The sequence below is a fragment of the Brevundimonas sp. FV1ye7S genome, assembly GCF_058680995.1.
Map to the genome: position 1 here is coordinate 2467165 of NZ_CM178726.1, position 21770 is coordinate 2488934.

21 protein-coding genes are annotated in these 21770 nt (G+C 67.0%); 16 read left to right on the top strand and 5 right to left on the bottom strand.

Translation table 11 applies throughout. The features are described 5' to 3' along the window. Positions 1-66: 66 nt before the first annotated feature. Positions 67-1383: a UDP-glucose dehydrogenase family protein gene (locus ACW18C_RS12075; protein ID WP_492071097.1), complete on the top strand. Its 1317-nt coding sequence runs from the start codon at positions 67-69 to the stop codon at positions 1381-1383. After that, positions 1380-2357 (top strand): SDR family NAD(P)-dependent oxidoreductase, encoded by a 978-nt coding sequence (locus ACW18C_RS12080; RefSeq protein ID WP_492074018.1) that lies wholly within the window; start codon positions 1380-1382, stop codon positions 2355-2357. The genes ACW18C_RS12075 and ACW18C_RS12080 overlap by 4 nt, the downstream gene beginning before the upstream one ends. A gap of 21 nt (positions 2358-2378) precedes the next feature. Here ACW18C_RS12080 and cysN read toward each other — a convergent pair whose 3' ends face one another. Both cysN and cysD read right to left on the bottom strand, forming a co-directional pair. Next, the gene (gene cysN / locus ACW18C_RS12085; protein WP_492071099.1) at positions 2379-4292 is read right to left on the bottom strand and encodes a sulfate adenylyltransferase subunit CysN; all 1914 of its coding nucleotides are present in this window, start codon (positions 4290-4292) and stop codon (positions 2379-2381) included. Further along, positions 4292-5251 carry a sulfate adenylyltransferase subunit CysD gene (cysD, locus tag ACW18C_RS12090; protein WP_492074019.1) on the bottom strand — a complete coding sequence of 320 codons (960 nt, stop codon included), beginning with the start codon at positions 5249-5251 and terminating at the stop codon, positions 4292-4294. Before cysD ends, cysN begins: the two co-directional genes overlap by 1 nt. Before the next feature lie 168 nt (positions 5252-5419). Between cysD and ACW18C_RS12095 the strand changes: the two genes are divergently transcribed. Next, a complete protein-coding gene (locus tag ACW18C_RS12095; RefSeq protein WP_492071100.1) occupies positions 5420-5971 on the top strand; it encodes a lipocalin family protein in 552 nt (183 codons plus the stop codon). A 54-nt stretch (positions 5972-6025) separates the two neighbouring features. Here the strand turns inward: ACW18C_RS12095 and ACW18C_RS12100 are convergent, their stop codons facing one another. Further along, positions 6026-6595 (bottom strand): hypothetical protein, encoded by a 570-nt coding sequence (locus ACW18C_RS12100; RefSeq protein WP_492071101.1) that lies wholly within the window; start codon positions 6593-6595, stop codon positions 6026-6028. Between the two features lie 321 nt (positions 6596-6916). Here ACW18C_RS12100 and ACW18C_RS12105 point away from each other — a divergent pair, with 321 nt between their 5' ends. The 12 genes from ACW18C_RS12105 (at position 6917) to ACW18C_RS12160 (ending at position 17891) form a co-directional block, all read left to right on the top strand. Beyond that, entirely contained in the window at positions 6917-8716 is a 1800-nt protein-coding gene (locus ACW18C_RS12105; RefSeq protein ID WP_492071103.1) for a long-chain-acyl-CoA synthetase, read from the top strand. Positions 8717-8802: 86 nt separating this feature from the next. Beyond that, complete coding sequence (gene motA / locus ACW18C_RS12110) at positions 8803-9669, top strand: flagellar motor stator protein MotA (RefSeq protein ID WP_183197950.1); 867 nt, start codon at positions 8803-8805, stop codon at positions 9667-9669. A gap of 149 nt (positions 9670-9818) precedes the next feature. Beyond that, positions 9819-10148, top strand: coding sequence for a hypothetical protein (locus ACW18C_RS12115; RefSeq protein WP_492071104.1), 330 nt, complete (start codon positions 9819-9821; stop codon positions 10146-10148). Positions 10149-10229: 81 nt separating this feature from the next. Beyond that, positions 10230-12002, top strand: coding sequence for a tRNA (5-methylaminomethyl-2-thiouridine)(34)-methyltransferase MnmC2 (gene mnmC2, locus ACW18C_RS12120; RefSeq protein WP_492071106.1), 1773 nt, complete (start codon positions 10230-10232; stop codon positions 12000-12002). 67 nt (positions 12003-12069) lie between these two features. After that, positions 12070-12492, top strand: a complete 423-nt coding sequence (locus tag ACW18C_RS12125; protein ID WP_492071107.1) for a DUF6491 family protein — start codon at positions 12070-12072, stop codon at positions 12490-12492. 76 nt (positions 12493-12568) lie between these two features. After that, the gene (locus ACW18C_RS12130) at positions 12569-13027 is read left to right on the top strand and encodes a hypothetical protein (protein WP_008260774.1); all 459 of its coding nucleotides are present in this window, start codon (positions 12569-12571) and stop codon (positions 13025-13027) included. Positions 13028-13326: 299 nt separating this feature from the next. Next, positions 13327-13749 (top strand): DUF305 domain-containing protein, encoded by a 423-nt coding sequence (locus tag ACW18C_RS12135; RefSeq protein WP_492071109.1) that lies wholly within the window; start codon positions 13327-13329, stop codon positions 13747-13749. A 6-nt stretch (positions 13750-13755) separates the two neighbouring features. Continuing rightward, positions 13756-15183: a YncE family protein gene (locus ACW18C_RS12140; RefSeq protein WP_492071111.1), complete on the top strand. Its 1428-nt coding sequence runs from the start codon at positions 13756-13758 to the stop codon at positions 15181-15183. A 9-nt stretch (positions 15184-15192) separates the two neighbouring features. Then, positions 15193-15711, top strand: a complete 519-nt coding sequence (locus tag ACW18C_RS12145) for an RNA polymerase sigma factor (protein WP_035305343.1) — start codon at positions 15193-15195, stop codon at positions 15709-15711. Next, on the top strand, positions 15708-16481 hold the full coding sequence (locus ACW18C_RS12150) for an anti-sigma factor family protein (RefSeq protein ID WP_492071113.1): 774 nt from the start codon (positions 15708-15710) through the stop codon (positions 16479-16481). The genes ACW18C_RS12145 and ACW18C_RS12150 overlap by 4 nt, the downstream gene beginning before the upstream one ends. An 80-nt stretch (positions 16482-16561) precedes the next feature. Further along, the gene (locus tag ACW18C_RS12155) at positions 16562-16903 is read left to right on the top strand and encodes a YybH family protein (protein ID WP_492071115.1); all 342 of its coding nucleotides are present in this window, start codon (positions 16562-16564) and stop codon (positions 16901-16903) included. Positions 16904-17264: 361 nt separating this feature from the next. Beyond that, positions 17265-17891, top strand: a complete 627-nt coding sequence (locus tag ACW18C_RS12160) for a winged helix-turn-helix domain-containing protein (protein WP_492074021.1) — start codon at positions 17265-17267, stop codon at positions 17889-17891. A 42-nt stretch (positions 17892-17933) separates the two neighbouring features. Here ACW18C_RS12160 and ACW18C_RS12165 read toward each other — a convergent pair whose 3' ends face one another. Then, positions 17934-18647 (bottom strand): response regulator, encoded by a 714-nt coding sequence (locus tag ACW18C_RS12165; RefSeq protein ID WP_492071117.1) that lies wholly within the window; start codon positions 18645-18647, stop codon positions 17934-17936. 135 nt (positions 18648-18782) lie between these two features. Beyond that, the gene (locus ACW18C_RS12170) at positions 18783-20399 is read right to left on the bottom strand and encodes a GMC family oxidoreductase (RefSeq protein ID WP_492071118.1); all 1617 of its coding nucleotides are present in this window, start codon (positions 20397-20399) and stop codon (positions 18783-18785) included. 137 nt (positions 20400-20536) lie between these two features. Here ACW18C_RS12170 and ACW18C_RS12175 point away from each other — a divergent pair, with 137 nt between their 5' ends. Further along, positions 20537-21652, top strand: a complete 1116-nt coding sequence (locus ACW18C_RS12175; RefSeq protein ID WP_492071120.1) for a GAF domain-containing protein — start codon at positions 20537-20539, stop codon at positions 21650-21652. The last annotated feature ends 118 nt before the right edge of the window (positions 21653-21770 follow it).

Sequence of the window (21770 nt, forward strand, 5' to 3'; positions counted from 1 at the left end):
TCCCGCGCCGTTGCGTTGAAACGTGCCGGATTCTAAGGCTGCACAACGATGAACGGGATTTTCTAGATGCGCGTCGCAATGATCGGCACAGGCTATGTGGGCCTGGTGTCTGGAGCCTGTTTCGCCGACTTCGGCCATGTGGTGACCTGCATCGACAAGGACCCGTCGAAGATCGAACGGCTGGAGCGGGGCGAAATCCCGATCTTCGAACCCGGCCTGGACGATTTGGTCGCCGCCAACGTCGAGGAAGGCCGGCTGTTCTTCACGCTGGAGAGCGCGGAGGCCATCCGCAACGCCGACGCCGTCTTCATCGCCGTCGGCACCCCGACCCGCCGCGGCGACGGCCATGCGGACCTGAGCTATGTCTATGCGGCGGCCGAGGAGATCGCCGGCCTGATCGACGGCTTCACCGTGGTGGTGACCAAGTCCACCGTGCCGGTCGGCACCGGCGACGAGGTCGAGGCCATCATCCGCCGGGTCAATCCGAACGCCGACTTCGCCGTCGTGTCCAACCCGGAGTTCCTGCGCGAAGGCGCCGCCATCGGCGACTTCAAACGCCCCGACCGGGTCGTGATCGGCGTCAACGACGGCGAGACGGCGCCGCGCGCCAGAGAGGTGATGAGCGAACTCTATCGTCCGCTGAACCTGAACGAGAGCCCCCTGCTGTTCGTCGGCCGGCGCACGTCGGAGCTGATCAAATATGCGGCCAACGCCTTCCTGGCGATGAAGATCACCTTCATCAACGAGATGGCCGACCTGTGCGAGGCCGCCGGCGCCGATGTGCAGCAGGTCGCGCGGGGCATCGGTCTGGACAAGCGGATCGGCTCCAAATTCTTGCACGCCGGCCCCGGCTACGGCGGCTCCTGCTTCCCCAAGGACACCATCGCCCTGGTCCGCACGGCCCAGCAGTACGGCGCGCCGGTGCGGCTGATCGAGACGACGGTCGAGGTCAACGACGCGCGCAAGAAGGCCATGGCCGGCCGGGTCGAGACGACCCTGGGCGCCAGCGTCGCAGGCAAGACCATCGCCCTGCTGGGACTGACCTTCAAACCCAACACCGACGATATGCGCGACGCCCCGTCGCTGGACATCGCCCCGGCCCTCATCGCCGCCGGCGCACGGGTCCAGGCCTTCGACCCCGAGGGCATGCACGAGGCCGGCAAGCTGTTGCCGGACGTGGTCATGAAGGCCAACGCCTATGACGCCGTCGAAGGCGCCGACGCCGTCGTCATCATCACTGAATGGGACCAGTTCCGGGCCCTGGACCTGGACCGGGTCAAGCTGCTGATGAACCAGCCCGTGCTGGTGGATCTGCGGAACGTCTATCGCCCCGAGGACATGCTGAAGCGCGGCTTCAGATATTCCGGCATCGGACGCGGCTGATGGCGGCGCCGATCCTGGTCACCGGCGCGGCCGGCTTCATCGGCATGCACACGGCCGAACGGTTGCTGGATCGCGGCGAGACCGTGATCGGGGTCGATAATTTCAACGACTACTACGATCCCGCCCTTAAGGAGGCTCGCGCCGCCAGGCTGGAGACCCGCGCGGGCTTCACCATGGTGAGGGCCGACATCGCCGACCACGAGCGGATGCTGGCCCTGGTGCGCGACCACGGCGTGGAGCGGATCGTCCATCTCGCCGCCCAGGCCGGGGTTCGCTATTCGATCGAAAACCCCTTCGCCTATGAGCGGTCCAACCTGGCGGGCCATCTGTCGATGCTGGAGGCCGCGCGCCACAACGGCGTGAAACACCTGGTCTACGCCTCGTCCAGTTCGGTCTACGGCGACCGGCCGCTGGAAGGTTCGGGCTTTCGGGAAGACGATCCGACGACGGATCCCGTGTCCCTGTATGCGGCGACCAAACGGTCGTGCGAACTGCTGAGCCAGAGCTACGCCAAACTGTACGGCTTTCCCCAGTCGGGCCTTCGCTTCTTCACCGTCTATGGCCCCTGGGGCCGGCCCGACATGGCCTATTTCAGCTTCACGCGGAAGATCGCGCGCGGCGAGGCGATCGAGGTCTATGGCGAAGGCGAGATGGCCCGCGATTTCACCTATATCGACGACATCGTCGACGGGATCGTGGGGGTGCTGGACCATCCGCCCGCGCAGGGCGGGCACGAGATCTACAACATCGGCGACAGTTCGCCCGTCGGCCTGATGGAGATGATCACCACCCTGGAAGACGCTCTGGGCGCCGAGGCGGACAAGGTCATGCGGCCCATGCAGCCCGGCGACGTCACCGCCACCTACGCCGACGTCTCCAAGCTGAACGCCCTGACCGGGTACAGGCCCAAGGTGACCCTGGCCGAGGGCCTGCCGCGCTTCGTCAAATGGTGGCGGGGATACGAAAACGGGTGACCGGCGCCCTGCCCGGCCGGATCAGATGCTGAAGTCTTCGGTCGAGAACCGGCCGTCCAGCCAGGCGACGATCCGTTCGGCGGCGTCTTCGGCGGACATGGTGGTGGTGTCCACGACGATCTCGGGGGCCTCGGGCGCTTCGTAGGGGCTGTCGATGCCGGTGAAATTCTTCAGTTCGCCGGCGCGGGCCTTCTTGTAGAGACCCTTGACGTCGCGCTGTTCGGCGACGGCCAGAGGCGTGTCGACATAGACCTCGACGAACTCGCCGGGCCCCAGCAGGTCGCGCGCCAGGCGACGCTCGGCGCGGAAGGGCGAGATGAAACTGACCAGGACGATCAGGCCCGCGTCCACCATCAGTTTCGACACCTCGGCCACGCGGCGGATGTTCTCGACCCGGTCCTCCTCGGTGAAGCCCAGGTCGCGGTTCAGGCCGTGGCGGACATTGTCGCCGTCCAGCAGATAGGTGTGACGGCCGTCGGCGTAGAGACGTTTTTCAACCAGATCGGCGATGGTGGACTTGCCGGCGCCCGACAGGCCGGTCAGCCAGACGACGCGGCCCTTCTGGTTCTTGATCGTGGCGCGCGCGGCCTTGTCGACCGACAGCGCCTGCCAGTGGATGTTGTGGGCGCGGCGCAGGGCGAAGTTCAGCAGGCCCGCCCCGACCGTGCGGTTCGAGATCCGGTCGATCAGGATGAAGCCGCCCAGGTCCTTGTTCTCGACATAGGGAGCGAAAGCCACCGGGGCGTCCAGCGACAGGTTGCAGACCCCGATCTCGTTCAGCTCCAGCCGCTTGGCCGGCTGCTGTTCCAGGGTGTTGACGTTCACCTTGTGCTTGGGCTCGGTGATGGTCGCCCCGACCAATTTAGCGCCGATCTTGAGCAAGTAAGGGCGGCCCGGCAGCAGGGGCTCGTCGTCCATCCAGACCACGGTGGCCTCGAACTGGTCGGCAGCCTCGGGCGGGGCGTCGGCGCTGGCCAGAACGTCGCCGCGCGAGACGTCGATCTCATCAGCCAGGGTCAGGGTGATCGACTGGCCGGCGACCGCCTGGGCCAGGTCGCCGTCGGCGGTGACGATGCGGGCGACGGTCGAGGTCTTGCCCGACGGCAGGACGCGGACGGGATCGCCGGGGCGCACGGTCCCGGCGGCGATCTGGCCGGAGAAGCCGCGGAAGTCGAGATTGGGCCGATTAACCCACTGAACCGGCAGGCGGAACGGATCGGCCTGAAGATCGTCACCGACCTCCAGCATCTCCAGCAGGCCCATCAGCGGCGGGCCGGCGTACCAGGGCGAATGGCGGCTGGGCTCAGCGATGTTGTCGCCGCGCAGGGCGGACATCGGGATGGCGTCGAAGGTCTTCAGCCCGATCTGGTCGGCGAAGACGCGGAAGTCGGCGACGATGGCGTCGAACACGGACTGCGACCAGCCCATCAGGTCCATCTTGTTCACCGCCAGAATGACGTGGCGGATGCCCAGCAGGCTGACCAGATAGGCGTGCCGCCGCGTCTGGGTCAGAACGCCGCGCCGGGCGTCGATCAGGATGACGGCGGCGTCGGCGGTCGAGGCGCCGGTGACCATGTTGCGGGTGTATTGTTCGTGGCCGGGCGTGTCCGCGACGATGAATTTGCGCCTTTCGGTCGAGAAGAAGCGATAGGCCACGTCGATGGTGATGCCCTGCTCGCGCTCGGCGGCCAGACCGTCGACCAGCAGGGCGAAGTCGATGTCGCCCCCTTGCGTGCCGACGCGGCGGCTGTCGGCCTCCAGCGCCGCCATCTGATCCTCGAAGATCATCTTGGAGTCGTACAGCAGCCGCCCGATGAGGGTGGACTTGCCGTCGTCCACGCTGCCGCAGGTGATGAAGCGCAGCAGGCTCTTGTGCTGGTGGGCGTCCAGATAGGCGTCGATGTCGCGGGCGATCAGATCCGATTGGTGGGCCATCAGAAATAGCCCTCCTGCTTCTTCTTCTCCATCGAGGCGGACTGGTCGTGGTCGATCATCCGGCCCTGGCGTTCGGAGGTGGTGGTCAGCAGCATTTCCTGAATGACCTCAGGCAGGGTCGCGGCCGTGCTCTCGACCGCCCCGGTCAGGGGGTAGCAACCCAAGGTGCGGAAGCGGACGGACTTCATCTGCGGCGTCTCGCCGGGACGCAGCCGGAAACGGTCGTCATCGACCATGATCAGGGCGCCGTCGCGTTCGACCACCGGCCGCTGCGCCGCCAGATACAGGGGCACGATGGGGATCTGTTCCAGGTGGATGTATTGCCAGACGTCAAGCTCGGTCCAGTTGGAGATGGGGAATACGCGGATGCTCTCGCCCGGCCGTTTGCGGGTGTTGTAGAGTCGCCAAAGCTCGGGCCGCTGGTTCTTGGGGTCCCAGCGATGCTCGGCCGTGCGGAAGGAGAAGATCCGCTCCTTGGCCCGCGACTTCTCCTCGTCGCGCCGGGCGCCGCCGAAAGCCGCGTCGAACCCATAGTGCGACAGGGCCTGTTTCAGCCCCTCGGTCTTCCAGAGGTCGGTGTGCAGGGCCGAGCCGTGATCGAAGGGATTGATCCCGCGCGCCAGGGCCTCAGGATTCTGGTGGACCAGCAGTTCGACGCCCAGGTCGGCGGCGGCCTGTTCGCGCATCGCGTACATGGCGCGGAACTTCCAGGTCGTGTCGACGTGCAACAGGGGAAAAGGCGGCGTGGACGGATAGAAGGCTTTTCGCGCCAGATGCAGCATCACCGCCGAATCCTTGCCGACCGAATAGAGCATGACCGGGCGCTCTGCCTCGGCCGCCACCTCGCGCATGATGTGGATGCTCTCGGCCTCCAGGCGCTGAAGATGGGTCAGCCGCTCGGGACGGGGCGGCGGCGCGGACGGGGTCGGGGTTTCGGTCAGAATAGCGGCGTCCACCAGGTCAGGTCTCCATCGAACGCTGACGTGAAACGCCAGTGTGCGACGGGTCGCAAGCGATTGATACTGCCACACACTGTGAGATTTTCGGACCTGGCGGTCGAGGGGCGGCGTCCGCCTTGTGGAACTGGGCCGCGTGTGGCGACTTTATGGCGTTGAAATGGAGTCGCAATGCCCATCGTCAAATCCCTGATCGCCGCCGTCGTCGCCTCGGCCGCGCTGGCGGCCTGCGTCACAGCCCCCTCCCCCGCCGAATACCGTGCGCCCCAGCCGATCAAGGCCGTCGACGTGGATCGTCTGTGGTCCGGGCGCTGGCATGAGGTCGCCCGCCTGCCCGACCGGCTGACCGACGGCTGCGTCGCCGGCGCTTCGATCTACACTCCGGTCAAGGCGGACCGCATCCATGTGCGCGACACCTGTCAGGTCGGCTCACCGGAAGGCAAGGAAAAGGCCATCGAGGGCGGCGGCCGTATTCTGGACCCCGGCATGAACGCCAAGCTGCGGGTCCGGTACCTGCATGGTCTGGTGACCTGGGACTACTGGGTGCTGGACCGGGCGGACGACTACAGCTGGTTCATTTCGGCGGATCCGACCTTCGAGCGGCTGTTCATCTACACCCGCGAGGTTCCCAGCGAGGCGGAGGTGCGCGCCTTGACGGATCGGGCGCGGGCCCTGGGTTATGACGTCAGTCGGCTGGAGTTTCCCGCCCTGCCCAGGCGATAGGCCGACAGCAAAAGGCCCCGGCGAACGCCGGGGCCTTTTTCATGGGTGACGGCGTCAGTTGACCGGCTCGACGGACACGGTCGGGGGCGGCTGGATCTGAACCGAGGCCGGGGCGGACGCCGCAGGGTTGGCCGCCGTGTTCAAGGCCGCCGTGGCGGCGCTGTAGGGACGCGGGCCGGTCGGCTCGACAGGCGTATCCACACGCGGGGCCGGACGTTCCGCAGGTGTCGCCGACGGGGCCGCCCGACGCGCAGCGGGCTCAGCGCGACGCGGAACCGGGGCAGGCGTCGTCTGCGGCGTCGTCTGGACAGGGACGGGTTGGGCGAGCGGAGTCTCAACCGGCGTCAAAGCCGTCGGCGCGGTCTGTATCTGCGGCGCAGGTGTCGAAAGCGGCGGCGCCGAAGACGCCGGCGCGGCCGGCGCGTCGCCGCCCATCATCAGGGCTGCGGCCGTGCCGATCACCGCCAGGGCGCCGATTGGGGCGATGATCATCCAGGTCTTGACGGATTTGTTGCTTCGGCTGCGACGCTGAGCATAGCGCGGCACGAAGACCTCGTCCGCGGAACGCCCCGTCGCATCGACGGCGGCTGTGTTGGTCGTAACGTCTGCATAAGTCATCGACATGATGTGTCCTCCATGAGATCGGCAGGAAAACACGCCGTTCTTCGAGGTCGTTCCGATAAACGGTCAATGACCTTGAAGATGCACTGATACGGCCCCGGCTAAGGCGAAATCAGATCTATTATAGGCCAGAAAAGAGCAAATAAGGCGGAAAATGCGCGTTTCGCTCTGGATTTCCCCGACGTCACCGAAACAAATGGGACACGGCCTTGTCTGATCGCGGTGGTTTCTAAGGCGTTTGTCCGCCTCGCGGTTGACCGAACAGGCTCCTTTCGTTCATCACGAGCGCGGGTGGAACACGCAAAGACCGGAGTAACGGCGAGCATGGGTTTTGTAGCCAATATCCGCAGGGACGTGCGCTTCGCGCGCGGACTGTTCCGCCTGCTCAAGCGTATCAAGCCGATCGAGCTGGATAGCGACATTCTGCTGTGCGACGACTTTGAAGAAGCCGTCGACAAGTTCGCGGACAACGTCGCCGTCGAGGACGAGCGCCGCAGCCTGACCTATCGCGACCTGGACGCCATGGCCAACCGCTACGCCCACTGGGCCAAGGGGCGCGGCCTGAACCGGGGCGACACCATCGCCCTGATGATGACCAATCGCGTCGAATATCTGGCGGCCTGGATCGGCTTCTCCAAGGTCGGCATCGCCACCGCCCTGATCAACACGAATCTGACGGGCCAGGGGCTGGCCCACTGCCTGACCATCTCCAACGCCTTCCAGGTGGTGGCGGACGAGGATTGCTGGCGCCAGGTCGAGGCGGCCCGCCCCCTGGTCGGCCACACCCTGATGCTGTGGGTCCTGGACCTGGGCGACGAGGACGAATCCAGCGACCGGCGCGGCCTGGACAAACCGGTGCGCGGCGCCTCCTCGGTGCGGCCGTCCCGGTCGGTGCGCGAAGGCCTGACGAACCGCGACACGGCCCTGTATATCTACACCTCCGGCACCACCGGCCTGCCCAAGGCGGCCCGTATCCCGCATTCGCGGGCCCGCACCTATATGCGCGCCTTCGCCGGCGCGACCCGTTCGACGCCCAAGGACCGGATCTTCAACGTCCTGCCGCTGTATCACTCGACCGGGGGCTTGGTCGGCGTCGGCGCGGCCCTGCTGAACGGGGCGCGTCTGGTGATCCGCAAGCGGTTCTCGGCCAGCAGCTTCTGGCCCGACGTGGTGGCGTCCGGGGCCACCATGTTCGTCTATATCGGCGAACTGTGCCGTTATCTGGTGAACAGCAAGCCCCAGGCCTATGAGCAGAAGCACAAGCTGCGCCTGGCCTTCGGCAACGGACTGCGCGCCGACGTCTGGCCCGAATTCCAGAGCCGGTTCCATATTCCCGAGGTGCTGGAGTTCTACGGCTCGACCGAGGGCAATGTCTCCCTGTTCAACTTCGACGGCAAACAGGGCGCCATCGGCCGGGTGCCGAGCTATCTGAAGAAACAGATCAATATCCGCCTGGTCCAGTTCGACGTGGACAGCGAACAGCCGATCCGCGGCCCGGACGGCCTGTGCCGCCTGACCCGCGTCGGCGAGATCGGCGAAGCCATCGGCGAGATCGGCAATGACATCCGCCACGACTTCTCGGGCTATGCCGACAAGGCCGCCTCGCAGAAGAAGATCCTGACCGACGTCTTCAAGAAGGGCGACCGCTGGTTCCGCACGGGCGACCTTATGAAACAGGACGCCGAGGGCTATTTCTACTTCGTCGACCGGATGGGCGACACCTTCCGCTGGAAGGGCGAGAACGTCTCGACCTCCGAGGTCGAGCAGGTGCTGATGGAAGGCCCCGGCGTGTCCGAGGCCATCGTCTACGGCGTCCCCGTGCCCGGTCAGGACGGCAAGGCGGGGATGGCCGCCCTGGTGACGGACGCCAAGTTCGACCCCAAGGCCTTCGCCGAACACGTCGAGGCCCGCCTGCCCGCCTACGCCCAGCCGGTCTTCGTGCGGCTGATCGAGGCGGCCGAGACGACCGGCACCTTCAAATACCGCAAGGCCGATCTGGTGGCCGATGGGTTCGATCCGGAAAAAACCGGCGCGACCCTGTATGTGCGCGGCGGCAAGACCGGCTACCAGAAGCTGACGACGGCGGGGCGGACGGCCATTCTGAACGGCGAAGGCCGGCTGTGACGGTATAAGACGGCGTTTCCCGAAACGCCGTCTTAATCAATAACGGTCATCACTTGACGCCTCTCGCGTCAGGATACCGCGTCTCCATGTTCCAGATCATCGGCATCGTACTGCTGTTCGGCCTCGTGTTCGGCAGCTACGCCATCTCGGGCGGCAAGTTCGAGGTCATCATGCACGCCGCGCCCCACGAACTGATGGCGATTGGCGGCGCGGGCATCGCGGCCTTCCTGATCTCCAACTCCATGACGGTGATCAAGGGTTCGTTGGCGGGTCTGGGCAAGACCTTCGCCGGGCCGAAGTGGAAGAAGCAGGACTACAAGGACCTGCTGTCCCTGCTGTTCCAGCTGACCAAGACCATGAAATCCAAGGGCGTCGTCGCGCTGGAAAGCCATATCGAAAAGCCCAAGGAATCGACCATCTTCCAGAAGTACCCCAAGGTGCTGAAGGACCATTTCGCCGTCGACTTCATCTGCGACACCCTGCGGATGATGACGATGAACCTGGAGGATCCGCACCAGGTCGAGGATGCGATGGAGAAGCAGCTCGAGAAGCATCACCACGAGCATCTCGACAACGCCCACGCCTTGCAGAACCTGGCGGACGCCCTGCCCGCACTGGGCATCGTCGCGGCCGTGCTGGGCGTCATCAAGACCATGGGCTCGATCACCGAGCCGCCGGAAATCCTGGGCGGCATGATCGGCGGCGCCCTGGTCGGCACCTTCATGGGCGTGTTCATGGCCTATGGGCTGGTCGGCCCGTTCGCGGCGCGCCTGACCTCGATCATCAATGAGGAGGCGGCCTACTACAAGATGATCCAGTCCGTGCTGATCGCCCACCTGCACGGCAACGCCGCCCAGATCTCGGTCGAGATCGGCCGCGGCGACATTCCTTCCGCCTCCCAGCCGTCCTTCGCCGAAATGGAAGAAGTGCTGAACAATATCGGCAACGACTGAAGCTGAGCGGGCCGGAACGTCCGGCCGCGCGACGAGTTTCAGACACGGCATGACGCCGCCGTGATCCCGGCTTGCCCCGAGGTTCACGGCGGCGTTATCGTTTCCAGCGAGGCTTTCGGCCTCGCGAACAGCCTTCGGAGGATTGTCCCATGCGCATCACCGCCCTCATCGCCGCCTCGGCCGCCGCCCTGATCATCGCCGGGTGCCAGAAGGCGCCGGAAGAAAAGGCTCAGGAAGCCGCCAGCGACGCGGTCGAAGCGGCCGGAACCGCCGCCGACGCCGCCCTGACCGCCGACCAGGCCGCTGCGGAAGCCGCCGCCGCCGCCAATGAGGCCGCTCAGGACGCCGGCGCCGCCACCGCCTCCGCACCGGCCGCCGAAGGCGCGCCTGCGGCGACCGACACGGCGGCCGGGCAAGCCGCCGCCCCGGCGACCGACCACGGATCGGCCCAGGCCGCCGGCCACGACACCGGCCACTGAGTCCTTCCCCGACCCCACGACGGGGCCGCCCCGCGGGCGGCCCCTTTTTCGTATCGGCGGCGGAGGTGCTAGAGCCGCGCCATGACGACCGACGACACCGCCCCGCACCTGACCTGGACCGATGACGACGAACCGCGCTCCGGCCGGTTCGGCGACGTCTATTTCTCACGCGACGACGGTCTGGCAGAGACCCGCGCCGTCTTCCTGGAAGGCTGCGGCCTGCCGGACGCCTGGGCCGGGCGACGCCATTTCACCGTGGCCGAGCTGGGGTTCGGCACCGGGCTGAACATCGCCGCTCTGCTGGACCTGTGGCGCCGGACCCGGCCCGAGGGCGGGCGGCTGCACGTCTTCTCCGTCGAGGGGTTTCCCCTGACCGCCGATGAGGCGCGACGCGCCCTGGACGCCTGGCCCGAACTGGCGGAGGCGGCCCTGGCCCTGATCGAGGCCTGGCCGGAGCGGACGCCGGGCTTTCACCGGGTCGATCTGCCGGGGTTCCACGCGGTGCTCGACGTCGCCGTCGGCGACGTCGACTGGGCCCTGGACCAGTGGTCGGGATCGGCCGACGCCTGGTTCCTGGACGGTTTCTCGCCGGCCCTGAACCCCGGCATGTGGTCCGAAACGGTGATGGACCGGATCGCCGCCCGGTCGGCCCCCGGCGCGCGAGTCGCCACCTTCACGGTCGCCGGCGCGGTTCGACGCGGCCTGTCGGAACGCGGCTTCGTGGTCGAGAAGAAGCCCGGCCACGGCCGCAAGCGTGAACGGCTGGAGGCGCGGCGGGACGGCGCCCCGACACCCGACCAGGCCCCCCGCGTCGCCGTCATCGGGGCCGGAGTGGCCGGGGCGGCCGTGGCCCGCGCCCTGGTCGCATCAGGAATCACGCCGGTGGTGATCGAGGGCGAGCGGCCCGGCGCGGGGGGATCGGGGTTTCCGGCCGGACTGGCGACGCCGCGCCTCGACGCCGGGGATGCGGCCATCGCCGGCCTGTACGCCCAAGCGCTGGAGCGGGCGCGGCATCTGTATGACGCCACGCCGGGGGCCGTGCTGGGCCAGGGGGTCCTGCAAATGCCCCAGGCGGCGCGCGATCCTGCGCGCTTCGACAAGATCGCAGCACAGCCCCTGTGGCGCGACGGCGCCATGTCGGTGATCGACGCCGAGGCCGCCGCAGACCGACTGGGCGAACCGACCGCCGAGGGCGGGCTGATGATGGCCGACGCCCGCGTGATCCAGGCCTCCGCCATCCTGTCGGCCTGGCTGAAGGCCGTGCCCATGATCACCGCGACCGTGGCCCGGATCGAGCGCGGCGACGCCGGCTGGACCCTGAGTGACGCCGAGGGCCGGATCCTGGCCCAGGCGGACGCGGCGGTGGTGACGGCCGGCTGGGGAACGGCCGGATTGCTGGCGGACGCCGGCCTGTCGCCCGTCCGGGGCCAGGCCGACTGGGTCGAGGGTCCGGCGTCTCCGGGCGTGGCCTGGGGCGGCTATGTCGCGCCCACCGGCACGGGCGTCCTGTTCGGAGCAACCCACGACCGCGGCGACGTGACCCTGGAGGCGCGCGATGCGGACAGCGCCCGGAACCTGGACGCCCTGCGCGCGCGCCTGCCGCATCTGGCCGCCCAGGCTGAGACGGGCGTCCGCCATCGTCGGGTCGCCATCCGGGCCACGACACGCGACCGGCTGCCGCTGGCGGGGCGTCGAGCGGACGGGCTTTATCTGCTGTCGGGCCTGGGTTCACGCGGCTTCTGCGTGGCGCCTCTGCTGGGCGAACATGTCGCCGCCCTGATCGCCGGTACGCCTTCGCCGCTTCCTGCAACGCTTTTTGGACGGATCGATCCTGACCGTCAGGGGCCGGCTTGATCGGCCTTCAGGCTGTGTTCATGTGCGGCGTCTCTTCCTTGTTCCAGATTCCGTATTGGAGACTTCGATGCGTATCCTGCTGACCTCCGCGCTCGCCGCCTCGACGGTGGCGGCCATGAGCCTTTCCGCCTGCGCGCCCGCCGCGACCAAGGCCGTCGCCGCCGCCGACGGTGAAAAGTCGATCGCCCGCTGCTTCCGTACAGACAGCGTGCGCAACTTCCGCGCCGATCGCCAGTCCGACCTCTATATCCGGTCGCTGCGCGACGATGTGTTCCAGATCAACACCAGCGGCGCCTGCTGGGATCTGGATTCGGCGGTGTCCATCGCCGTAACGCCGACCCTCGGCGGATCCGACACCGTCTGCGTCGGCGATCCGGTCCAGATCATCGTGCCGAACGCCGACCCGGGTCGCCGCACCTGCCGGGCCTTCGTCACCAAGTCTCTGACCGCCGAAGAGGTGGCCGCCCTGCCGGATCGCGCCAGACCCTGATCCGCCGCCGGTCGCGGAGGCGGCTTGAAATCGGGCGGCCGCGGGTATCAAATCCTCTCATTCACGGGAGGAAGACATGCGCGGAATCGCCAAACTGACCTTTGCCACACTGACGGTTGTCGGCGTCGCGGCCCTGACGGCGGCGACGCCGGCCGCAGCCGAGACCTGGACCCGTTTCTCGGCCAGCGACCGGACCGTCTATCTGATCGATCAGGACACCCTGACGCCGGTCGACGGCGTCGCCACGGCCCGCTTCGCCCGCGTTCCCGCACACGGCGACGCGGCCGATCAGAGCCATGAGGTCGAGGAGTTGGCGGTCCGCTGCTCGGATGGCCAGTCCCGCACCGTCGCCACCATTGTCCACGGCCCGGACGGCGCGGAAGCGGAACGGATCGCCGAAGACGCCCCCTGGGACGCCACCCCCTCCGGCGGCGTGTACGGCGCCCTCAAGTCCTTCGCCTGCGACGACATGCGTCCCCAGGGCGCGCCCTGGCCGACCATCGCCGCCTTCATCGCGGGTGGCCGCGGGGGCTAGGCGCCCCCGGCGGGGCGGCTCTGCAACCGACGGCGCCCGCACGTCCGGCGAGCCGTCAGTCGCCCTGCGGTGGAGACACCTCATCTTTGGTATCAGTCAGCGGTCGCTACCGGCGTGGCGTCGCTTGCCTCCGCGCGGCAGGAAATACCCCACGGCCCCTGGGTTTCGGCCCGCAGTGCAAGGCGGATAGGCGCCGTGGATCAGGGCTAGACGCAGGAAAAGGCCATCGCCGGGAATAATAGGCCGCCTCGCGGTGTCTATCGATCAAGTCCACCCTGTCCGATCAAAGGCCGCGATCAATGTCGATCTCCTCCCGCAAGTCCGTGATCCGGTTCGCCGTGCTCGCTGCGCTTGGTCTGTCCACACCGCTGGCGGCGAGCACGCCTTCGGAGCAATTCATGGCCGAAAACGACGCGGTCATGGCCCGGATGCACGCGGCCATGGAAATCCAGCCGACGGGCGACATCGACAGGGATTTCGTGGCCATGATGATCCCGCATCATCAGGGCGGCATCGATATGGCCGTGGCGGTGCTTCGCCACAGCAACAACGAACAGATTCGTCGTCTCGCCCAGGAAATCATCGTCGAGCAACAGCAGGAGATCGCCGCCCTGCGCCTCGCCGTGGGCGAGCCCTTGCCTGCCTCCTATCCGGCCCCGACCAGCCCCCCGCCCACAGCGCCCGTCGGCGTCGAAGCCCCGCGCCGCCATCACGAAGGCTGAAGCCCCATGACTCGTCCCATCCTTGGCCTCGCCGCAAGCCTTTCGACCGCCCTTCTCGTCGCGGGCGCGGCCCAGGCCCAGGTCGCCACCATCCAGTCCAGCGATCGCGTCTATGCGGCGGAGCAGTTCTCGAACACCGTGTCGGTCACCGATCCCTCCACCAACCGCCTGGTGGGTCTGATCCGTTTGGGAGATCCGTCGCCGGCCAACTTCAGCCCTCTCTACCGCGGACAGTTGCTGGTTCACGGCCTGGGCTTCTCGCCGGACGGCAAGACGCTGGCGGTCGTGTCGATCGGCTCCAACTCCGTCAGCTTCATCGACACCGCCACAAATGCGGTGAAACATGTCACCTACATCGGCCGCTCTCCGCACGAGGCCTTCTTCACCCCCGACGGCGAGGAACTCTGGGTCACCGTGCGCGGCGAGGACTATGTCTCGGTGATCGACCCGGTCAGCTACAACGAGATCCATCGCATTCAGACGCCTGGCGGGCCGGGAATGACGATCTTCTCGCCGGACGGTCGTTACGGCTACATCTGTTCGTCCTTCAATCCCAAGACCGTGGTGGTGGATGCCGCCACCCATGAGATTGTCGGGGAAGTGGCCCAGCCTAGCGCCTTCTGCCCCAACATCGCCGCCTCTCCGGACGGGTCGCAGGTGTGGTTCACCCTGAAGGACATCGGCAAGACGGTGGCCTTCAACGCCCGTCCTCCGTTCAACGTGTTGGCGACCCTGGACACCGGCCCTCTCACCAACCACGTCAACTTCGCCCGGACGGCGCGCGGCCAGTTGGCCTATGTGACCGTGGGCGGGGAGAATGCGGTCAAAATCTTCCGGACGGACGACTTCAGCCCCGTCGCGACCATCCCTGTCGGGGCCCTGCCGCACGGCCTCTGGGCGTCGCCGGACGGATCGCGCGTCTATGTCGGTCTGGAGAACGCCAGCGAACTGGCGGTGATCGACACCGCCTCCAACACGGTGGTCGCCAATGTCGGCGTCGGCCAGGCGCCCCAGGCCGTCGTCTATGTGCCCGGGGCTGCGCCCTCGGGCGCCGGCGACCGGAACCTGCAGCCTCGGTCTGACGCCGGTTCTGTCCTGATCCGCATGCGCGTCAGCGACGGGACGGAGGCCGACACCACCATCAGCCTGTATGATCAAGGCCTGATCCAGGTCGTACAGGGATCGGTGTCGGGGCTGACGCCGCGCTCGCCCTATGTCCTGGCCCTGGCGAACGCTGCGGACGGCTCTGGCCCCCTGGAGCCGATCGCCGCCTTCACGAGCAATCCCGCCGGCGCCGCCATCGTCAATGCTCTGGGGCCTATTCGCCAGCAGGTCCGCGCTGAACAGGGTGTGTCGCGGCGCTATCTGGTGATCGCCCCCGGCACGGCGGCCATGCCCGGGGCTCCGGTTCAGATTCAGGTCGCGGCGCCCTAGGATGAGCACATGACGGACATGGGCCAGTTGATCGAGCCGGTCATCCCGGGGCTGCGGCGATACGCCAACGCCCTGGTTCGCGATCCAGCCGAGGCCGACGACCTTGTCCAGGATTGTCTGGAGCGCGCAGTCACGCGGTGGGGGCAACGCCGCGGCGATGGCGACACCCGCAGCTGGCTTTACGCCATCCTGCATAATCTGGCGGTCAATCGCTGGCGCTCGCTTCGCCGAAGGGGAGTGATGGCCGCGATCGAGACGGTCGATCCGGCGTTTCTGTCCGTGGCGCCAGCCCAGGAGCACGGACTGGCCCGGGCCGACGTTCTGCGCGCACTGGATCAATTGCCGGACGAATATCGAGCCGTGATCCTGCTGGTGACGGTCGAAGGCCTGTCCTATGCCGAAACGGCCCGTATTCTGGGCGTGCCGCTCGGCACCGTCATGTCTCGGCTCTCTCGCGGGCGCGCCCGGCTGGCCAGTGCGATGGCCGAAGACACGCCCGTCAGATGTCATTTAAGGAGGATCAAATGACCGGGGACCGCCCGATTAGCGAAGACGACCTCCACGCCTTTCTGGACGGGGTGCTCGAAGAAAGCCGGCGCGACGCGGTGCGACGCTATCTCGACACCCATCCCGAGGCGCAGGAGAGATTCGCGGCCTACCGCGAACACGGCGAGGCGTTGCGCGACGCGCTGGCGCCGGTCTCCGACCGACCCCTGCCCGCGGAACTCAACCTGAAGGCCCTTGTCGAGCGTCGCCGAAAGACTTTGGCCGGAAGGCGTCAGATTGCGGCGGCTGCGGCCATTCTCTGCATCGGAGGCCTGTCGGGCTGGATGGGGCGCGAGGCGGTTTCACCCCCGGCGCGGGGGATTCAGGCCCTCGGCCGCGAGGCCGTCGACAACTATGTGGTCTACGCCTCCGATACGCGTCGTCCGGTCGAACTGGCGTCTGACCAGCGTGCGACGCTGACGCGCTGGGTGTCCGATCGTCTCGACACGCCGGTGCAACCCCCGGATCTGGAAGGCGCCGGCTATCGCTTCCTCGGCGGCCGACTGGTGACGACGCCGAATGGTCCCGCCGCCCTGTTCATCTATGAGGGGGCGGCGGCCGAGCGGCTGGCCGTGATGATGCGGCCGATGGAGATCGAAAAGAACCGGTCCATGTCCGAGCAATCCTACGGCGCGCTGGACGGCGTGACATGGTCGCGGGACGGTCTCGGTTTCAGCGTCGTGGCGCCCCGTGCATCGACGGATCTGCTTCCCGTGGCCGAGGATGTTCGACGGCAGACACCCTTCTCCTGACCACCCTCTCAGGTCGGATCGGCGGCGCGAACTCGGGCCACTGAACGAGGGGTTCGGTCCCCGACTGCTCATTTCTAACCTTGGAGACCCAGATGTACGTGAGACTTCCCAATCCGATCGCCGACTATGTGGACGCCATCGCGCGAGGCGACGTCGAAGGCATGGTGCAGCCCTTCGCCGCCGACGGCGTCGTCGTCAGTGACGACGGCCGGCGTCATCAGGGCCGCCCGGCGATACGCACATGGATCAAGGAAACGTCGGCCGCCAACGGGACGGTCCTCACTCCGGACACCCTATGCCACGAGACCAGCAGAATCGTCGTCGAGGGCGTCAAGACCGGCGACTTCGAGGGGAGCCCCCGGCGGTTCGTCCTCGCCTTCGAGCTTGACGGCGGCGCGATCAAGACGATGGAGGCGGCATGACGGCGGAGCGCCGCCCCTCCGCTCGATCCGACACATCCAGGCCCATGGGGTCATTCGCAAAATAGGGACAATGCGGGACTGTTTCAGCCGCAACCGGTTTCTCGCACCTCTCTGCGCGCCCGACCTGTATCGATAACCTATGACCACGCCTGCTCCCCAAGCCCGTTCCACAATGGATCCGGCGAACCGTCAGTCCTCCCTGGCGGACGCGGGCGCAGCGAACGACCATGGGCGACCCCAGACGGCTCCGGCGGCGGTCGGTCATCCGTCCGACCTGCTGACCGTCCGGCCTCGCATCCTTTTCGCCGCCCGCGCCGCCAGTCCGCTTCAGGACCTCTGTTCGCCCCTTGAGAAAGACGGGATGCGGGTTGTCACGACGGAAACCCCCGCCGGCCTGTTTCGGCGTCTCGGCGACCATCCAAGCCTGGTGATCCTGGACCTCGAGCTCGGCGGCGACGGCCTCAACCTTCTGCGACGCCTGCGTGCGGCGTCGGAGGTTCCGATTATCCTCACGGCAGCGAACTCGCGCCACGCCGCCGACAGGATCGTCGGCCTCGAACTGGGGGCCGACGACTATCTCGACGATCCCGTCGATCCGCGCGAGCTCAGCGCCCGAATCCGCAACATCCTGCGCCGACGCAACCGCTTGTCCGGAGCGGTCCGCCTGCATCCCCGCACGCACGTCCGGTTCGGCCCCTGGGAACTGGATTGCCGCACACGGCGCCTGTCCCGGGAGGGTGCTGTCGTCGTCCTGACCCTGGGCGAATTCCGGCTTCTCAACGCCTTCATCGTCGCGCCGCAACGCGTCTTGTCGCGTCAGGATCTGCTCGACGCCACGGGGATGCGCGAGGACCTGTCGGACCGTAGTATTGATGCTCAGGTGTTGCGGCTCCGGCGCAAGCTCCAGATCGGACCGGACAGCGCCGAGGCGATCGCGACCCTGAGGGGCCTGGGCTATATGTTCAAGGCGGAGGTGGAGGCGTCCTGATGCAACCGCAGAAATCGGTCCGAGCGATCCCCAACTGACCGGTCAAAAGGCTTCAACCGAAACGGCGATCCCATATCCGACGCCCCGCTCGGTTCGGATGATGCGCTGAGGGCCGGGCGCGGTTTGAAGCTTTCGCCTCAACCGCAGGATCATGACGTCGATGCTGCGGTCATTCACCTCGTCCGGATGGACTCGGCTGGCCGTGACCAACTGATGACGGGTCAGAATCTGGTTCGGGCTCCTCAAGAGGGCGGTCAAAAGGTTGAACTCCGCTGTCGTGAGCTTGACCAAGGCGCCGTCCGGCGAGGTGAGGCTTCGCCGACGCAGGTCGAGCTCCCACCCGGCGAACCGCCACCGGACGCGTTCCCGCGCCTTCGCCGGGCGCGCGCGACGCAAGACGGTGCGAATGCGGGCCAGCAGTTCCCGCGGGCTGACGGGCGTGCTCATGCAATCGTCAGCGCCCAGCTCCAGCGCAACGACCTTGTCCGGCTCGCCGCCGCCAGCATCGGTGATGCTGATCACGGGGGCTTCGTCCCGATCGACGACGCCCCGCATAAGATCGAGGCCGTCCTCGCGCCTTATCCCGAGATTGAGGACCACCAGATCGATGGGCCGGGCCCTGAGAATTCGCCGCATGGCCGCGCCGTCGGCGGCCGTGCTGACCTGAAAGGCATGCTCGTTGAGAAATCCGCCAAGCGCATCACGGGCTGAGGCGTTGTCGTCGACGACGAGGACGTGTCTTTGAGCGTACATCATGAAGAAGCACTTTCCTGACATGAACAGACTTGCAGAGGATTGGACGAGGCCCGCCCCGCACTTGAACAGGCGCTTCGACCTTGACCGGGCAGGCGGCCGCCGGTCTCCAACCAGCGGCCGCCCGTTTTTCCGGCCCTAGACCCCGTGAGCCGCGCGGATATAGCGCGAGGCCTTCTCACCGATGATCGTGCAGGGCGCCATGGTGTTGCCCGTCGCGACCCGCGGCATCACCGATCCGTCAGCGATGCGCAGCCCCTTGACACCATAGACGCGCAGACTGCCGTCCACGACGGACAGCGCGTCCCGCCCCATCTTGGCCGAACACGTCTGGTGCCAGTAGGTCACCGCCGCGTCTCGAACGTAACGCTCCATGTCCGCCTGCCCCAACGGGCCGGGCATGGCTTCACGCGCGACCAGCGGCTCAAAGGCCCGGGTGTTGCCCAGATCGCGGCACAGCTGGACGCAGGCGACCGCAGCGCGGAGATCGTCCGGATGGCTGAAGGTGTTGAGTTCGATGCGCGGCAGGGACAGGAGATCCCCGCTCGACAGGCGAACCCGACCGCGGCTCTTGGGGTGGGCGAGGCCGGCGAACATGGTCCAGCCGTGCTCGGGGAGGCCTCGACCGGCGGTCTCGGGGCTGGGCACCGGGAATTCGACCTGACAGAACAGCAAGTCTGGTTCGCTCAGGGCGGGGTCGGACTTCCAGTAGAGGGTCGCCTCGCTGCCGCTGTTCCGCGGCGCGATCGGCTCGCGGTATTCCCAGATACAGCCGAAGGACACATGGTCCTGCAGGTTGCGGCCTACGCCGGGCAGATGATGAAGGACCTTGATGTCTGCGGCGCGCAACTCGTCCTCGTCGCCGATCCCGGAGCGCATCAGGACGGTCGGCGTCATGATGGCGCCGAGCGACAGTATGACCTCATGGGCGGCGTCAAACCGTTCGACCACCCCGTCCCGCACCGCCTCGACCCCGACGGCGCGACCGTTCTGAACGATCACCCGGTTCACCTGGGTGCGGGTCAGGAGCGTCAGATTGGGCCGGTCGAGGTAGGGATAGGTAAAGGCGCGGAAGATGGAATGCCGTTTGCCGTTCCGCGTCAGGACGTCGGAGATGGCGCAACCGCCGTCCCCCTCCATCATCTGGCCGTTCGGACTATCGTAAGTGGGTATGCCGAGCTCGAGCGCGGCGTCCAGCATCGCCAGAGCCGCCGGCCCCGGATCGGGCGTCGGCTGCACAAAGACTGGCCCGCCCGTGCCGCGATACAGGGGATCGGGCGCGCCCTGCCAGTTCTCAATCTCAAGGTAGAGGCCGAGGACGGATTCATACCCCCAGGACTCGTCGCCGCTCTCCTGGGCGAAATAGTCCCAGTCGCTGCGGTGGCCGCGCGCCCAGACGCCGACGTTGATGCTTGAACCGCCGCCCAGAACCTTGCCCATGGACATCGGCATGGCCCGTCCGTTCAGCTCGGGATTTGGCTCGGCCACAAACCCCCAGTCTGTCTCGCTGCCCAGGTTGGTCGGCCAGGCGGCCGGCTCCATGACGCTCGGCCGATCATCACTCCCGCCGGCCTCGATCAGCAGCACATGGACAGCCGGATTTTCCGCCAGTCGTCGAGCGAGGACCGAGCCCGAACTGCCCGCGCCACAGACGATGAAATCGTATGTTTTCCGAAGGTTCGCCAGCCGCTGAGCCTGATTGGCCGCGACGCGGGCCGCGAACTCCCCCTCATCGGTTTGCAGTCCATCCGACATTCTCAAATCTCCACATTGACGATTTAGGTATCAAATCTACCAATTTCATCAAATGCATCAGATTCTGGCGGAGGTGTGGCGGAGCGGGAGCGCGCCTCCATATTGACGCGAGACCGCGATCAGCCGCAGGAGAGACCATGGACGCCGCCGAGAAGGAGATCGTGACCACCACGGACGCCGCGAAGATTCTCGGCGTGTCGGTCAGAACCGCCCAGTTGCTGATCGAGGGCGGATCGATCCCTTCGTGGAAGACGCCCGGCGGCCATCGGCGGGTTTACCGGAGCGACGTCGTGGCGCTCGTCAAGGGTCAGGAACTCCCGGCCACGCCGGCCTCGGCCAGGGTCATCGTCATTGCGCGGCCCGAACGGTTGCCGCAGTTCAAGGCCGCGCTTGAGAGCGCGCCTTCCTGCTTTGTCGAAACCTATCCCGAGCCGTTCACCGCCTTGTTGGACATAGGCGGCCGCTCGCCGGCCGCCGTGGTCATCGACGCAGAGTCGTTCGCCATCGCTGATGGCGTGCTCCATGCGCTGGGCTCCGATGTCGCCCTGCAACACACCGTCATACTGGTCGTCGGTCCTGAAGGCCGCCAGACTGTCGTCGACGCGTCCCAAGGAGCGGGCCGGGTTCGGTTCATCAACGACATCGACGATCTGGCCGAGGCGGCTGAGGCGGCCGTAAGGGGACCTGCTCAGCCGGGCGAGGGTCTGGAGGCGACCTCCTTGTTTCCCCTTCCCGGCAATGAGGCGCAGCGTCTACTCGCTCTTGAACGCTCCGGCCTTGTCGACACGCCGCCCGAGGACGCCTTTGACCGACTGACATGGCTGGCGGCGCAGACGCTCGGCATGCCCATCTCGCTGATCACCCTGCTGACGCCGACGCGGCAGTGGTTCAAGTCGCGGCATGGGCTGGAGATGGCCGATACGCCGAGAAGCTGGGCGTTCTGCAACCACACCATCCTGCAGAACAGCTGCATGATTTCAGAGGATCTGTCCGCCGACCCTCGGTTCTCCGACAACCCGGCTGTCGCGGACGCCCCGAACTTCCGCTTCTATGCTGGATGTCCTGTGGTCGATCCCGACGGTTTCACCCTCGGGTCCCTGTGCGTCATCGACACCCGTCCACGCACGCTTGATGACAGCCAGAGGGCGATCCTGACGAATCTGGCGGCGCTGGTGTCGGACGAGATCAAGTTGCGGGCGACCGACAGTCGTCTGCGGCGGGCCATGGAGGCCCTGGACCGAAAGTCTCACTGACCCGGCGCACTCTGATCGGACGGATCGAGGGGTCGGTCCGATCATCCGCGCCCATGCGCCGACCAAGTGGTTTCATCTGTCATCGATGATCACGGATCCTGAAGCTCGCCGGTGACAC